This window comes from Candidatus Omnitrophota bacterium, assembly GCA_016929445.1.
Classification (GTDB): Bacteria; Omnitrophota; Gorgyraeia; order JAFGIU01; family JAFGIU01; genus JAFGIU01.
Genome location: JAFGIU010000001.1, coordinates 1 through 13,962, shown reverse-complemented (window position 1 = coordinate 13,962; position 13,962 = coordinate 1). Strand labels below are relative to the sequence as shown.

Below are 13,962 nucleotides of genomic sequence, written 5' to 3'. Positions count from 1 at the left end.
TCCCTGTCATAGGATTCCCTGTATTCCCTTCAAAATTACACCGGATACGATCCCCGAGCTCAAAACGCCCGCAGCCAGCACGGCGATCGCCAAGCCCACGATGGGGATCGTTATCGCCAGAGCCTCGGGGAGGGACGTATCTCCGGAGGAGATGCGTCCCTTAAGGTCTGCAGAGGTGTGTCCCTCAGCATTTGACTCACAGGGACGTATCTCCTCCGGAGATACCTCCCTGGCCCCTGCGTGCAAATACATACGCTCCAAAATGCGGAAGAAATAGACGGCATTGAGCAGAGTGCTCGAAAGAATGGCAATAAGGAGGACCCAATGCCTTCCGTGCAATGCGCCCAGCACCAAATACCACTTGCTGAAAAACCCGGCCAGCGGCGGTACGCCCACCATGGAGAGTGCTGCCACGGTAAAGCAGGCTGCCACCATAGGTTGCCGTTTGCCCAGTCCGGTTAAGGAACGGATGGGGAGGGTGTCAGGCTCTTCCGGTCCCAGAACCGTCTCCGGCCCCTGCGCCTGTCCCCCCACCAAGAACAGCAAGGCCTTGGCCACGGCATGGGCCAATATATGGAAAAGCGCGCCGGTCAAGGCCCAGGGATTGGCCATCCCGATCCCCACGGCGATATAGCCCACCTGCGCCACGCTGCTGTAGGCGAGCATGCGTTTGTACTCTTGTTGAGCAATAGCCAGCACGGAGCCTGCCACGATGGCCACTGCTCCGAGTCCGGCGATTACTTGCAGGACAGGGTCGCAGTAATTCCCGTGCCCGGCATTAAAGACCCAAAACAAAACGCGCACCAGCGCATAGGCCGCCACCTTGCTCATGGTCGAGGAGATCAGCGCAGAAATACCCGTGGGCGCATAGCTGTAGGCATCGGGCAACCAGGTATGCAAAGGAAAGAGTGCCATCTTCAAGCACAGGCCGCTCACAATTAAAATCAGCCCGAGCTGGATCACAGGGGAACTCCACACCCCGGGCAAGAGCATTGCCATATCCGCCATGTTGAGCGTGCCGGTCAGCACATAAAGCTGTCCGACTCCGAGCAAATAGAGGGAGCCGGCCAGAGTCCCCAAGAGCAGGTAGCGGAAGGCCGCAAACGCGGAACGCGCGCTGCCGAGAGCGATGAGTGCATAGGCGGCCAAGGAGGAGATTTCCAAAAACACATAGAGATTGAACAGGTCTCCGGTGATGACTATGCCCAACAACCCCGCGATCAGCAGCAGCACCAGGGCATAGAAAGCTCCCGCCCGCGCACCGAGCCGAGGCAACATGCGGGCCTTGGTAAAAAGCACCACAGCCGCGGCAACGCAGGCAATCACGCTGCTCACGTACCCGGCAATAGGATCCAGCACGTACTCAATGCCCAGCGGAGGGGCCCAGCTGGCGATGGCATAGGACAAGGGGCCGTTCATCAATACGTAACGAAGCCCGGCCAAAGCACAAGCCGCAGAACCTAAGCTGCCCGAGAGCGCAAGCCCAAACGCCGCATGCGGCCGTTTCCATGCGAGCAGCGGGATCAGAACCGCCGCAAACAGGGGTATGAAGACCGTGAGCAAGGGGTAATGGACGAGGGTCATTTAAGGCTTTCCAGAAGCTGCGGCTCTTCGAGAGTTTTGTACCGGCTGTGGAGGGAAATCAAAAGGGCCAGTCCCACGCCCAGCGTTGCGACCCCCACCACAATGGCGGTGAGCATCAGGACATGCGGCAAGGGATTTGTGTAATGCGCATCTTTCACGCCCTGCATGAGTACGGGGACTGTGCCTTGGTGATTGGCCGCGACATTGATGTAGAAGAGGATAATCCCGGACTGGAAAATCCCCAGTCCGATGAGCTTTTTCAAAAGGTTGGGGTGCAGGAGCATTCCTCCCAGCCCGATCAAGAGCAGCACCACGGTGGCGATATAGGCGTAACGGTCCGTGAAAAATGCGATCATGCTTCCGCCCTCCCCACCAACGCATCAAAGATCAGGGCAAGCACAGAGTAAACAGCCAGGCCCACGCCGATTTCCACCATGAGGATGCCATGGCCGCGCCACGCAGCCAGCCCGGCATGGGAGTGTGCGCCCATGGCCTCTGCCAGCCAGTGATAGTCCAGATACGGTAATCCGTACAGCAGGGCCGGCAAACCGGTCCCGGCGTAGATCATGACTCCGGCTGCGCCCAAAAGAGGCGCAATGGCCGGGCGGGCCAAGCGGCCCGCAGGCCCGGGGCCGAGCGTGAGTCTCAAAAGCAGGGCTGCCGCGGCCAAGAGCACGCCGCCCTGGAATCCTCCGCCCGGGCTGTAATGCCCGTGACCGATAACATAGAGCGCAAAGAGCTGGATAAAGGGCAGCATGATCCGGCAACTTTGGTTGACCACGAGGCTGGTGTGTTTTGTGATCATGATTTCCTGGTCCTTCCCCCGAGCAGAAGAAACGCGGCCATGCCGGCCGTAAAGACCACCGTGGTTTCTCCCAAGGTGTCATAACTCCGGTAGTCGGCGAGCACGGCGGTCACCATGTTGGGCGTGTGGGTGTCGTCATAGGCGCGTTCGATATATTCGGGGGCCACATGTTGCATGGCAGGATTCACGGAACTCCCAAAGTCCGGGTACGCGGCCGCGGCAAGCATCAACAAGATCCCGAAGCCCGCCAGGGTGCCAAGCGTGAGGACGATCCCGGAGGTTTTCGGACTCTCAGGAGACACATCTCCTGGGGAGATAGGTCGGCTGATGCCCGTGGGCTTAGGCATGCGCATTAACGCGGCTATAAAAAAGAGAGATGAGATGGCGGCCCCGACCACGGCCTCGGTGAAGCTCACATCCACCGCATCCATGACGGCAAACAGGGAGGCGATCACAAAACTGAAGAAACCGAGCAGCATGGCTGCTCCGGTCAGACTCCGGGTCGTGAGCGAGGCAACGGCCAGGAGCACCAAAAGCGCAAACAGGGGGATGTAAAGCAGGATCACAGCTGGCTCTCCTCATGTCCGGGCTTGGATTCGAGAGTCCAGGGCTTAAGCCCGCGGTGCCAAGCAGCGTGCACAACCGCGTGCGTTGCCACAGGGTTTGCCAGCCAGAGAAAAACCGGGATCAGCGCCAGCTTTACGCTATCGATGCTCCACCCGTGGTGCAGGGCCAGCCCCAGACAGAGCAAGCTAATGCCCAGGGTGTCGGACATTCCTGCCGCGTGCACGCGGGAATAGAGATCAGGCAGCCGCAACACACCCAGGGATCCCAGGCCTAACACGAGCATTCCTAAACAGACGAGAACCAGGCTGAAGGCCGTCATATGCTTGAACCTCTTCTCTCCAAATACTTGGCAAAAGCAATGGTCCCGATAAAGTTGAGCAGGGCGTAGCCAATGGCGATATCCACGAACATGTCAATACGGCCATAAGCAAACCCCAACAAGCAGATGAGGACAACGGTTTTGGTGCCCATGGTGCCCACGGCCAGGAGCCGGTCAAAGAGCGTGGGGCCCCGCAAGGCGCGGTACAAGAGAAAGAGGATGTAGAGAATGATCACAAAGCAGAGGGAGGTGAAGAAATCGCTCACAGGTCCATCTCCTCATGCTTTCGCGCAATCCGGGGCAGGTCCTGGCCTTTGGGCAATTTGAAGATGCGTCCCACGCGGCTCTGCATGTCCAGGGTCATCAGGCTTTGCGCGGCTGCGGGTGTGATTGCGTGTACCAGAAACTCGCCGCTTTCCTCGACCTCGATTGTGATAGTCCCCGGAGTCAGTGTGATGGAGTTGGCCAGCGTCGTTTGAGACAGATCCGAATCCAGGTTTGTGCCAAAGCGGAGAATCAGGGGATCAAGAGCGGATTTGGGCCGGAGAACAAGCAGGGCCACATGAATGTTGGCCAGGATCACTTCCCGGATAAGCCAGGGCACATAGGCCCAGAATCTCAGCCACATGCCGGGATGGCTTGTGAGGTACTCTTCGCGGGTTCCTTTCTGCCCGTGTACTCGAGTTGTTAGGAGCGGGCCGGTAAGCCGGGCCACAATGAGCGCACTCAAGACGCCCATGAGCAGGTGAAAGCGGTCGAGCTTTCCGGAGAGGCTCACCCAGAGCCCGAACATGGCCAGGCCGGCCATGATTTCGTGAACAGCCTCGGAGGCACGGGAATGCTTGATTGGAGTCTTGGGACCTTCGGAAAACAAAGGGGTCTAATCCTTTCACCAGTGGACGGCCAAAACAGAATCATACTATTATACAGACAGCGCATTCTTAGTCGATGCCGGAAACCTTATATGCCAGAGATCCCAAGCCAATTTCTAGACCGGCTCCGCCAGATCCTTCCCCAAGACCGTAAGATCGCGGTCCTGGAGACCTTTACCTTTGCCAAACCCCCGAGTTTTCGCCTTAATCGCGCGGGCCTCCATCCGGAGGAGATCCGGCTGCGTGTTTCCTCCCAGGGACTGGAGGTTGTGCCCGTGGCCTGGTACCCGGGGGCCTTTATCTTGCGCCTGGGTTCGATCAGCGAGCTGGAGCGGACCCCGAGCTTCCGCAGCGGGGATATTTGCGTGCAGACCTTGTCTCAGATGTTGCCGGCATTGGTGCTGGACCCCCAGCCCGGGGAGCAGGTCCTGGATTTGGGAGCAGGGCCCGGGGCCAAAGCCACGCAAATGGCCTGTTTGATGCGGGGCCAGGGACGGTTAGTGGCCGCTGAAAAGGATCGCCTGCGTTTTCGCGACTTGAGTGCGGGCGTGCGCATGCAAGAGGCGGGCAACGTAACCTGCGTTCACCAAGATGCCTCCGAATTTGCCGCTGCCAACGGCGATTGCTTTGACAAGGTGATGGTGGATGCCGGCAGCACGGAGGAAAGCCGCTTCTACTTGGCCGATCCGCGCACCTATCTGTCTTGGAGTGAAGAGGAGATCGGCGCCATGGTGCCCGGTCAACTCAGCCTGCTCCGCGCCGGTGTGCAGGCTTTGAAGCCGGGCGGGGTCCTGGTCTATTCCACGAACACCTTTGCGCCTGAGGAGAACGAGGCTGTGGTGAACACGGTGCTCCAGGAGAATGACGGCCGCGTCGAACTGGAGGAGTTTGAATTGCCTATCCCCAATGTGTCCGGGGGCCTGTGCCAATGGTCCGGGACGGAGTATTTGCCGGAGCTGTCTAAGGTGCGGCGGGTGTTGCCTTCCGCGGTCTTGGAAGGCCTTTTCTTAGCCCGCCTGCGAAAGCGGTAGTTTTCTATGCCGGCTCTTCCCCCCAAATTTTTGCAGCGCCTGCAGCGTATCTTCCCCGCTGATATCTACGAATCCGTTGTCCAGACATTTTTAGTTCCTAAGCCCGTCACCTTTCGCATTAACTGGCTGGATGTGCGTCCGGACGAGGTGCGTTCCCGCCTGGCCCGGGAGAAAGTCGATGCGGTTCCTGTGGCGTGGTATCCCAGTGCCTTTATTTTGCGTACCGGGACGATACGCGATTTGCAGAGCACGAGTGTCTTTCGCAACGGTGAGATTTATATCCAACGGCTCTCCAGCATGTTACCTGTGTTGATTTTGGATCCGAAGCCCGGAGAGAAGGTCCTGGATATGGCGGCGGCCCCGGGGAGCAAGACCACGCAGTTGGCCTGCATGATGAAGGGTCGCGGAGAAATCGTGGCCAATGACAAGAACCGGAAGCGGTTCTTCAGACTCAAAGCCAATGTGGAGCAGCAAGCCTCGGGTATTGTGCAGTGCACTCTCAAGAACGGCGCGGCCTTTGGGCGTACTCACGCAAATTGTTTTGACCGGGTCTTAGTGGATGCTCCCTGCAGTTCCGAAGGCCGTTTCTTATTGGCGAAGAAGGAGTCCTATCGCTATTGGTCGCCCCGCAAAATCAAGGAGATGGCCGGAGTGCAGAAAAGGCTTCTGTTGGCCGGAGTTAATGCCCTGAGGCCGGGTGGGGTCCTGGTCTATTCCACGTGTACCTTTGCTCCCGAGGAGAATGAGTTGGTTCTGGACTGGGTCCTGAGACGCATTGGAGGACAGGTAGAGGTGGACAAGCTCGACATACCCTTGCCTCGCGGCAAGCAGGGGCTCATTCACTGGGACGGCAAGGAACTCCATCCTGAAACGCGCAAGTTCTGGCGCATCCTGCCCAGCGCGGTCTTGGACGGATTTTGCATCCTGCGCCTGCGCAAGAGGGCAGCCCACGAGATCTATGGATAGCCGTGTCCTGTAATCTAAAACCCCGGCAAATTGCCCCAGACCATCTATTGAATTGCCGGGCCCTCAGCGGCTTTCCAACTGCGCGTCATCTGGCATGAATGCTTGTGGAGGAATTGCTCTATGGAGTTCTCATGCAATATCCAGACCAGGATTCTGGTTGCGATTGACCCGCCCGGGGTGATGTGTGAGAGTTTCGTGGGGTTATTATATGATACAGCGCAGCGTTAGCCCATTAAAGTCAGACTTTTCCTGATGTTGTAGAAATCGGAGGTTTAAAGAGGATGTATACGTTACTTGGCAAGCACTGGCATCACTTACCAACAGAGGAAGTGGTCCAAATTCTCGAAGTGGATCTTAATCGTGGCTTAGACAGGTTTGAGATTGAAAACCGGAGAGCCCATTTTGGGGCGAATCTCCTCAAAGGGAAAAAAGGCAAGAGTCCTTTTGTTCGATTTATTCTCCAGTTTCATCAGCCTCTGATCTATATTCTGCTTGCAGCAGCTATTGTTACAGCTCTGTTTAAAGGGACTGTGGACGCAGCCGTCATATTGGCTGTAGTCATCATCAACGCAGTTATAGGTTTTGCTCAGGAGGCCAAAGCGGTCCAGGCTATTGAGGCTTTGGCAAAAACAGTGATCACACAGGCGACTGTTTTGCGCTCGGGAGAAAAATGCGTGATTTCTTCCGACCAAATCGTCCCAGGGGATGTGGTTTATCTCCAATCAGGTGACAAAGTTCCAGCGGATGTGCGGCTTATCGAGGTAAATAATCTCCAGACAGAAGAAGCCTCTTTGACAGGAGAATCCGCTCCGGTCCAGAAGTCACAAGAAACGCTTCCTCAGGAGACTTTATTGGCGGATCGCCAGAATATCGCCTACGCCTCTACCCTTGTGACCTTTGGTCAGGCTCGAGGGTTAGTTATTGCTACGGGTCACCAAACAGAAGTTGGAAGGATCTCCGAATTGTTGGAGGCGACTGACGAGTTGCAGACACCTCTGACAAAGAAGATTGAGCGATTCAGCCACATATTGCTTTATTGGATATTGGGGCTCACTGGAGTCACTTTTGCGATAGGAATTTTACGAGGCCAAGAGATGGTACAGACCTTTATTGCTGCCGTTGCGCTTGCGGTGGCGGCAATCCCGGAAGGTTTGCCGGCGGTGGTTACCATTACCCTCGCAATTGGTGTTAATAGAATGGCCAAAAAGGGGAGCCTGATTCGCAAGTTGCCTGCTGTGGAGACGTTGGGTAGCACAACAGTTATCTGCTCTGACAAGACCGGCACTCTGACCGAGAATCAAATGACCGTCACGGAGGTCTTTGCCGGGGGGGAGTTCTACCAATTGACGGGTTCTGGCTATCAGCCTGAAGGTGAAGTTTTGTCTTCGGCAGGCGCCCCATTGGACGATGCTTCCCTTAGAGAATGTATGATGGCTGGTTTGTTGTGTAACGATAGCCAGCTGGTTAATGAGGGAGGACTCTGGAAGGCCCAGGGAGATCCGACTGAAGTGGCGCTTATTGTGTCTGCAGCCAAAGCACGGATCCAGAAATCTGAGTTGGATGCGCATACGAAGAGATTAGACTCGATTCCCTTTGAATCTCAATACCAGTACATGGCAGTCGTTACAGAGGATACTCAGAAGCACAGCAAGAATGTTTATGTGAAAGGAGCTGTTGAAAAGATCCTGGAGAGATGCGAGCTAAGCAAAGCGGCTCGCGAGAAAGCCTTGGCAAACCAACAGCAGATGGCAGAACGCGGATTGCGCGTGCTGGCTTTTGCAAAGATGGGTGTCCGTGATGCTGATTTTAGGCTTAACCATGATTCGATTTCCTCTGGGCTGAGTTTTATCGGCCTGCAGGGGATGATTGATCCTCCCCGGGCAGAGGCCATTAGTGCGGTGGCAGTCTGCCAGAGTGCCGGAATTGATATCAAAATGATTACGGGTGATCACGTGGTCACAGCACATGCAATTGCGGCAGAGCTTGGTTTAGGCCGGCCGTCAAAAGAGGGAAAGAGAATCGTTGCTCTGACAGGCTCCCAACTTGAAAAGCTTAACGACGCAGGCCTCATCGATTGTGTCGAGGAGACCAGTGTTTTCGCCCGTGTTACCCCTGAGCAGAAGCTGAGAATTGTTGAGGCGCTTCAAGCACGGGGGCATGTCGTTGCAATGACCGGCGATGGGGTCAATGATGCCCCAGCCCTTAAAAGGGCTGATATTGGAATCGCAATGGGCATTTCAGGTACGGAAGTGGCTAAGGAGGCTGCTGACATGATCTTGACCGATGACAATTTTTCGACGATTGAAAAGGCGATAGAGGAAGGTAGAGGAGTTTTTGACAATTTGAAAAAATTCATTGCATGGATTCTGCCTACAAATTTGGGCCAGGGGCTGGTCATTTTTGCCGCCATATTAACCGGTCTGCCGCTACCGATTTTGCCTGTTCAGATTCTATGGATCAATATGACGACGGCTATCTTTTTGGGGTTGTCGCTTGCATTCGAAGCTAAGGAACCGGATATCATGAACAAACCTCCCAGAGATCCCAGCGCCGCGCTTTTGAGTCCAGATATGCTCATCCGTCTATTCACGGTTGGAGTTGCCCTGATGGCCGGGGCCTTTGGTCTTTTTGAGCTTGCGATTTGGATGGGTGGAAACGTTGAAGCGGCCAGAACGGTATCAGTGGGCGTGTTTGTGTGGGGTCAACTCTTCTATCTCCTAAACTGCCGCTCCTTGGATAAATCTATTTTGGAGATCGGCATTTTCTCGAACTTGTGGATATGGGTCGGTATCGGCGCCATGTTGTTGGCTCATGCTTTATATGCTTATCTGCCGCCGATGAACTACCTGTTTCATAGCCATCCGGTTGGATGGGTTGGATGGGCAAAAGGCTTTGGGGTCGGCCTGGCTATCTACGCTCTGGTGGGATTGGAAAAAAAGCTTAGGAAATCAATGCAGCTTCGTCGCGCCTGAAGAACTCTCTTTTCCCGGCGAGACCACGACAATCCAGTATGCGATGCTGGTAGCTAACACAACCCCTGCCAGCCCCCACAAATCAGCAGCCTGGACTTCTTTCATGTCCAAGATGATCACTTTTCGGGCTATGGCCATAAGAGCTGTGGCCATAACGATTTTGACATGGATGACATCTTCTCTCAGATAGATTGTAATGTTGACAAAGATTTCGATGGCGATCAAGACTGCCATGAAGGCCCCAAACGTGGCCAATATATCACTAATCTGAAGCAGAAACTTGGGTGGGCTCATAAGTTTTTCGTAAAGCACCCAAATAACATCGACGACCCCCAAGATAATGACGACGGTCATCAGAACGGCAAGGGCGCGCACTGCCACACGAATCGCTGCTTCAAGTTTCCGTATGAGCGGAGAATCGTGGGCCCTATCTACGAATACTTCTTGCTCAGATTGAAAATCTTCCATGGTTCTTCTCGGTTGACAGTGATGAGGATATCCGAATAGCTAAGATCAGAACAAGCATATTGAACACTATTAACGGGATTCTTGCAACCAGCCTGCGGTGTGTCTGTGCAGCCGGTGGGAGACTGAGGTGGGCGCAATAATGAACTTAAATTCCTATTAAGCTTGCCCACATCTTTCCTTGCGTGGAGATAATCTCTCCTGCGCGCCAGGCGAAGAATGGCGTGACCAGTCCCAACACAATCAGTGTTACCGAAAGGACGCGGCCCAGCATTTTGTAGCGGGAACCTGCGGCGCGTTGACCGATATGGATGCCTGTGGCCAGGGCGAGAATGCTGGCAGCCACGCAAAAGCTGACCAGTCCTTGGGCAAGCTTCTCAGCCACCTCCGGGGGCACGACTCCAGGGAGCTGATGGACCTGGTATTGATACACTTGGATGCAGGTCCATCCGAAGACCGTGAGGCCCAGGCTGACGAGAAGACCTGCGATGACGATGGGTGAGAGTTTCATGGAATTATTATATGATTGATTGTGCCCTGGAGTAACCCTTGATTAATCCTTTACTTGCGGATCTTGTGAGCGTCCTTATCCTGGGGGTGACGGCCCAGTGGCTGGCCTGGCGGATGCATTTGCCGGCCATCCTGCTCTTGCTCCTATTCGGCTTTGTGGCAGGTCCTGTCACGGGCTTTCTCAATCCCGACCATTTCCTGGGGGACCTGCTCTTCCCGGTAGTTTCCATTTCGGTTGCCCTGGTTCTTTTTGAGGGGGGTCTCTCCCTAAACCTTTCGGAATTGCGTGTGGTCGGGGGGGTGGTCCGCAACCTCATTACCGTGGGTATTGTGGTGACTGCAGGTTTGACCGTTCTTGCGGCTTCTCTTCTGCTGAACCTCAGTTTCTCTTTGGCTCTTTTGCTGGGTGTGACCTTGGTGGTGACCGGCCCCACGGTGATCGGCCCCTTGCTCCGTCAGGTAAGGCCTACTCAGCGCATTTCCTCAGCCCTCAAGTGGGAGGGCATGCTCAACGACCCCATCGGGGCCATCCTCGCGGTCTTAGTCTTTGAAGGGATTCTGGTGGGAGGATGGCAAAAAGCCACGGCCCTGGCAGTCATGGGGTTGACTCAGACGGTTTTGGCCGGGGCGGCGGTGGGGACCCTGGGCGCGTGGATTATGGTGCTTATGCTGCAGCGCTATCTGATTCCCGAGTTCCTGCAGAGCGCATTCACGCTCATGGCCGTTGTGGCGGTTTTTGCGGGCTCCAACATGCTCCAGGCCGAATCCGGCTTGTTGGCCGTTACGGTGATGGGCATTGTGTTGGCTAACCAGGGAAGCGTGGTGGTCAAACACATTATTGAGTTTAAAGAGAATCTGCGCGTTCTGATTATCTCCATGCTTTTTATTATTTTGGCCGCGCGTCTGCACGCAGGATTCTTGCAGCTTCTGACTTGGCGCAATCTCCTTTTTGTCTTCTTCCTTATTCTTGTCGTGCGGCCGGCTGCGGTATTTCTGTCGGCCAAGGGCTCCGACTTTGATATCAAAGAAAAGATCTTCCTGGCTTTTATGGCTCCGCGGGGGATTGTGGCGGCAGCAATGGCCACTCTCTTTACCTTGCGTTTGGCGGAAAGAGGCTATGCCCGGGCCGAAGAAATTTCCAATGTCACTTTTGTGGTGATTGTGATCACCGTGCTTTTCTATGGTATCTTCGGGGGGCCTTTGGCGCGATGGCTGCAGATTCAGCGCTCCGGCGCCAAGGGGATGCTTCTGGTCGGGGCGCATGACTGGGCTCGCTACTTGGCCAAGTTTTTGCACGACGAAGGCTATTTGGTCGGGTTGGTGGATACCAACCGCGAGCATGTGGAACTCGCGCAGCAGGAGGGACTTCAAAGCTATTGCATTGATATCCGGTCGCCTTACGTGAAAGATGAAATCGACTTTGAGGACTTCGGCCGCTTAGTGGCGCTGACCTCCAACGACGAAGTCAATTCTTTGGCGGCTCTGCATTTTGTGGATGATTTCGGCAGGGCCGAGGTCTATCAGCTCCCTCCGGAGACGGGATATACGGGACGCCAGCGATCTCATCTGAGGCACCTGAGGGGGCGCATTCTATTTGGCCCGCGCTCGAATTACTCGGATTTGGAAAAGCGCTTTCTGTCCGGGGCAGTGCTCACTAAGGCTACGTTGACGAAGGAGTTTGGTTACGAGTATTTTCAAGCTTTGTATGGGGACCGTGCCGTAACCCTTTGTGTGATTGATGAAACCGGGGCGCTCACATTCTTTACCGAGGACAATCCTCCCACACCGCGGCCGGAGCGCCACACTCTGATCAGTTTGATCAGCCCCTTGGAGTAATGCATGGATCCGGAAAGAAGATCGATTTGCACGATCGGATGTGAAGACATGGACTTGAGCGATTTTGTGGACCGCCTCAAGGCAAGCTGTGTTGAGATTCTGTTCGATTTGCGGCTCGACCCCAAGGCCGTGAAGTCCGAATTTTCGGGTGAGAATTTGGAACAAGTATTGGCGCACGAGGGGATTGGGTATGTGCACATTGAGGCTTTGGGGAGTCCTAGGGCCGCGCGAGAAGACTTTTGTGAAACAGGCAATTGGCAGTCCTTTCGCCAGGTCTATATGAAACATCTCCACAGCCAGGGAGAGGCTCTGCATACGGTCTTGCAGAGCGCCAAATATGCGAAGGTGTGTTTGATGGGCCGCGCCCGCGATCCGGCGCACTGCCACCGGCTCATGGTCGCTGAGCGTTTAAAGGAGCTGGAAGAGGGAAAACTGCAGATCAGGCACATTTGACATGAAACGGATCCTTATCGCGTCCATCGTGACTTTTTGCTTGATTCAGTGGTACTGGATTGAGAATCAGAATCTGTGGCAACAGGCGGGTCCCCAAACAGCGGACGAAGCGATCCAGATTGCCCAGCGTATTGAAACCCTGCGGGAAAAGACCGATTACCTAACCCTCCAGGCTCGCGAGTTCTACCGTTCCCGGGAATTTCAGGAGGCCTATGCGGTAGCTCTGTATGTGTTGCAAAATCTAGACGATGCGTCCGAAAAGGCCCGGGAAATCATGGAGAAGGCCCGTAGCCAAATCCAAATTGCGTCGGTTGAAATGCAGAAAGGCCTATCTCCGTGAGCGTCCTAGCGCTCCTACTATTTATTGCAGGTCTCGTGCTTTTGGTCGGCGGGGCCGAGGTGTTGGTGCGCGGATCGGTGCGCTTGGCCGCGTTGGTCGGCATGTCTTCTTTGGTGATCGGCCTGACGGTGGTGGCTTATGGAACAAGCCTTCCGGAGCTTGCCGTGAGTGTGCAATCCGGGCTGGCCGGACGCGCGGATGTGGGTTTGGGCAATGCCGTTGGCAGCAATATCATGAATATTCTGCTTGTATTGGGCCTTTCCGCTGTGGTGGCTGCCATGCCGGTTTCCAAACGTCTTTATCAGTTTGATTTGCCGGCTATGGCCGGTTCCTTTGTCCTGGTCTGGGTCTTGTCTCTGGACGGGGCTTTGGGCATGTGGGACGGGGTGATTCTTGTGGCGGGCGGTCTGCTCTACACAGGCTGCAGGGTTTCTCTGGGCCGCAGAGACGATGCGCTTGCCCAAGAGCTTGACGAGGAGTACAGCGAAACAGGGGGCAAACCCGTGCGCCCCGTTTTCTTTTATGTGGGGATGGTCTTGTGCGGTTTGGTTCTGATTGTGGTCGGGGCGGACTGGTTGGTCGATGGGGCTGTGTCCATGGCGCGCGCCTTGGGGCTGAGCGAACTGGTCATCGGGCTTACGGTGGTGGCTGTGGGGACTTCCTTGCCGGAGTTGGCGACTTCGGTTGTGGCGAGTGTGCACGGGCACCGGGATTTGGCAGTGGGTAATATTGTGGGCAGCTGTTTTTTTAACATTGCTTTTGTTTTGGGGATTGCGGGATGGGTGGTTCCGGGAGGGCTGGCCGTTTCTTCTATTGCTTTGCGGGTGGATATCCCGGTCATGATTCTTGTTGGCTTCATTTGTTTTCCTATCTTCCGCTCAGGCTGGCGTATCGGACGATTAGAAGGGGGATTTTTTCTGTTGTGTTATCTTGTGTACGTTGCCTATTTGGTTTTTGGCACGAGTTTTGCTTCAATTTAGATGGGATACTTCACGAATGATCGGGGGATGGTATGAAAAGAAGACTAAAAAATATTCTAGGTGGTTTCGTGGCCCTTGGGTTTCTTTTAGGGCTTTCCACAAATGTTTTTGCCGCAACCTATGCGGATGTTGTGTTGGTTGTGGATGAATCCAGTTCCATGGGCGGAGAGCATGCCTGGCTCCAAACCATGGTTCCCAGTCTTCAGGCAGCATTGCTTACGGCCGGGGTCGGTACGGGCGCGGATGTGAACCGTTATGGCTT

17 protein-coding genes are annotated in these 13,962 nt (G+C 55.1%); 8 read left to right on the top strand and 9 right to left on the bottom strand.

What is annotated here, in order from left to right; genetic code table 11:
* Positions 1-6: 6 nt before the first annotated feature.
* From JW937_00085 to JW937_00055, 7 genes are read right to left on the bottom strand one after another with little or no spacing between them, the layout of a single operon-like run.
* Positions 7-1,584: an NADH/ubiquinone/plastoquinone (complex I) gene (locus tag JW937_00085; GenBank protein ID MBN1585809.1), complete on the bottom strand. Its 1,578-nt coding sequence runs from the start codon at positions 1,582-1,584 to the stop codon at positions 7-9.
* Positions 1,581-1,940 (bottom strand): cation:proton antiporter subunit C, encoded by a 360-nt coding sequence (locus JW937_00080; protein ID MBN1585808.1) that lies wholly within the window; start codon positions 1,938-1,940, stop codon positions 1,581-1,583. The genes JW937_00085 and JW937_00080 overlap by 4 nt, the downstream gene beginning before the upstream one ends.
* Positions 1,937-2,389 (bottom strand): sodium:proton antiporter, encoded by a 453-nt coding sequence (locus JW937_00075; protein ID MBN1585807.1) that lies wholly within the window; start codon positions 2,387-2,389, stop codon positions 1,937-1,939. The genes JW937_00080 and JW937_00075 overlap by 4 nt, the downstream gene beginning before the upstream one ends.
* Positions 2,386-2,955, bottom strand: coding sequence for a DUF4040 domain-containing protein (locus tag JW937_00070; GenBank protein MBN1585806.1), 570 nt, complete (start codon positions 2,953-2,955; stop codon positions 2,386-2,388). The genes JW937_00075 and JW937_00070 overlap by 4 nt, the downstream gene beginning before the upstream one ends.
* Entirely contained in the window at positions 2,952-3,275 is a 324-nt protein-coding gene (locus tag JW937_00065; protein ID MBN1585805.1) for a monovalent cation/H(+) antiporter subunit G, read from the bottom strand. The genes JW937_00070 and JW937_00065 overlap by 4 nt, the downstream gene beginning before the upstream one ends.
* A complete protein-coding gene (locus tag JW937_00060) occupies positions 3,272-3,541 on the bottom strand; it encodes a pH regulation protein F (GenBank protein MBN1585804.1) in 270 nt (89 codons plus the stop codon). Before JW937_00060 ends, JW937_00065 begins: the two co-directional genes overlap by 4 nt.
* Positions 3,538-4,149, bottom strand: a complete 612-nt coding sequence (locus JW937_00055; protein MBN1585803.1) for a Na+/H+ antiporter subunit E — start codon at positions 4,147-4,149, stop codon at positions 3,538-3,540. The genes JW937_00060 and JW937_00055 overlap by 4 nt, the downstream gene beginning before the upstream one ends.
* Positions 4,150-4,239: 90 nt before the next feature.
* On the opposite strand from JW937_00055, the gene JW937_00050 reads away from it, so the two are divergent.
* The 3 genes from JW937_00050 to JW937_00040 all read left to right on the top strand — a co-directional run bounded on the left by JW937_00050 (position 4,240) and on the right by JW937_00040 (position 9,116).
* Positions 4,240-5,178 carry an RsmB/NOP family class I SAM-dependent RNA methyltransferase gene (locus tag JW937_00050; GenBank protein ID MBN1585802.1) on the top strand — a complete coding sequence of 313 codons (939 nt, stop codon included), beginning with the start codon at positions 4,240-4,242 and terminating at the stop codon, positions 5,176-5,178.
* A 6-nt stretch (positions 5,179-5,184) separates the two neighbouring features.
* Positions 5,185-6,144 (top strand): RsmB/NOP family class I SAM-dependent RNA methyltransferase, encoded by a 960-nt coding sequence (locus JW937_00045; protein ID MBN1585801.1) that lies wholly within the window; start codon positions 5,185-5,187, stop codon positions 6,142-6,144.
* Positions 6,145-6,425: 281 nt separating this feature from the next.
* The gene (locus JW937_00040) at positions 6,426-9,116 is read left to right on the top strand and encodes a cation-transporting P-type ATPase (protein ID MBN1585800.1); all 2,691 of its coding nucleotides are present in this window, start codon (positions 6,426-6,428) and stop codon (positions 9,114-9,116) included.
* On the opposite strand, the gene JW937_00035 is transcribed toward JW937_00040, so the two are convergent.
* Both JW937_00035 and JW937_00030 read right to left on the bottom strand, forming a co-directional pair.
* Entirely contained in the window at positions 9,093-9,584 is a 492-nt protein-coding gene (locus tag JW937_00035) for a phosphate-starvation-inducible PsiE family protein (GenBank protein MBN1585799.1), read from the bottom strand. The two genes, JW937_00040 and JW937_00035, sit on opposite strands and share 24 nt — an antisense overlap.
* Positions 9,585-9,729: 145 nt before the next feature.
* Positions 9,730-10,092, bottom strand: a complete 363-nt coding sequence (locus JW937_00030) for a hypothetical protein (protein MBN1585798.1) — start codon at positions 10,090-10,092, stop codon at positions 9,730-9,732.
* A 38-nt stretch (positions 10,093-10,130) separates the two neighbouring features.
* Between JW937_00030 and JW937_00025 the strand changes: the two genes are divergently transcribed.
* From JW937_00025 to JW937_00005, 5 genes are all read left to right on the top strand, one after another.
* Positions 10,131-11,927, top strand: a complete 1,797-nt coding sequence (locus JW937_00025) for a cation:proton antiporter (protein MBN1585797.1) — start codon at positions 10,131-10,133, stop codon at positions 11,925-11,927.
* A 3-nt stretch (positions 11,928-11,930) separates the two neighbouring features.
* The gene (locus JW937_00020; GenBank protein MBN1585796.1) at positions 11,931-12,380 is read left to right on the top strand and encodes a DUF488 domain-containing protein; all 450 of its coding nucleotides are present in this window, start codon (positions 11,931-11,933) and stop codon (positions 12,378-12,380) included.
* Between the two features lies 1 nt (position 12,381).
* Positions 12,382-12,720 carry a hypothetical protein gene (locus JW937_00015; GenBank protein ID MBN1585795.1) on the top strand — a complete coding sequence of 113 codons (339 nt, stop codon included), beginning with the start codon at positions 12,382-12,384 and terminating at the stop codon, positions 12,718-12,720.
* Complete coding sequence (locus tag JW937_00010; GenBank protein MBN1585794.1) at positions 12,717-13,700, top strand: calcium/sodium antiporter; 984 nt, start codon at positions 12,717-12,719, stop codon at positions 13,698-13,700. Before JW937_00015 ends, JW937_00010 begins: the two co-directional genes overlap by 4 nt.
* 32 nt (positions 13,701-13,732) lie before the next feature.
* A partial coding sequence (locus JW937_00005; protein ID MBN1585793.1) for a PEP-CTERM sorting domain-containing protein occupies positions 13,733-13,962 on the top strand: 230 nt, incomplete at its 3' end.

Coding starts and splice junctions, on each gene's coding strand:
- JW937_00050 (MBN1585802.1), top strand. CDS start 4,240: ATGCCAGAGATCCCAAGCCAATTTCTAGACCGGCTCCGCCAGATCCTT.
- JW937_00080 (MBN1585808.1), bottom strand. CDS start 1,940: ATGATCGCATTTTTCACGGACCGTTACGCCTATATCGCCACCGTGGTG.
- JW937_00045 (MBN1585801.1), top strand. CDS start 5,185: ATGCCGGCTCTTCCCCCCAAATTTTTGCAGCGCCTGCAGCGTATCTTC.
- JW937_00085 (MBN1585809.1), bottom strand. CDS start 1,584: ATGACCCTCGTCCATTACCCCTTGCTCACGGTCTTCATACCCCTGTTT.
- JW937_00040 (MBN1585800.1), top strand. CDS start 6,426: ATGTATACGTTACTTGGCAAGCACTGGCATCACTTACCAACAGAGGAA.
- JW937_00035 (MBN1585799.1), bottom strand. CDS start 9,584: ATGGAAGATTTTCAATCTGAGCAAGAAGTATTCGTAGATAGGGCCCAC.
- JW937_00065 (MBN1585805.1), bottom strand. CDS start 3,275: ATGACGGCCTTCAGCCTGGTTCTCGTCTGTTTAGGAATGCTCGTGTTA.
- JW937_00015 (MBN1585795.1), top strand. CDS start 12,382: ATGAAACGGATCCTTATCGCGTCCATCGTGACTTTTTGCTTGATTCAG.
- JW937_00075 (MBN1585807.1), bottom strand. CDS start 2,389: ATGATCACAAAACACACCAGCCTCGTGGTCAACCAAAGTTGCCGGATC.
- JW937_00030 (MBN1585798.1), bottom strand. CDS start 10,092: ATGAAACTCTCACCCATCGTCATCGCAGGTCTTCTCGTCAGCCTGGGC.
- JW937_00020 (MBN1585796.1), top strand. CDS start 11,931: ATGGATCCGGAAAGAAGATCGATTTGCACGATCGGATGTGAAGACATG.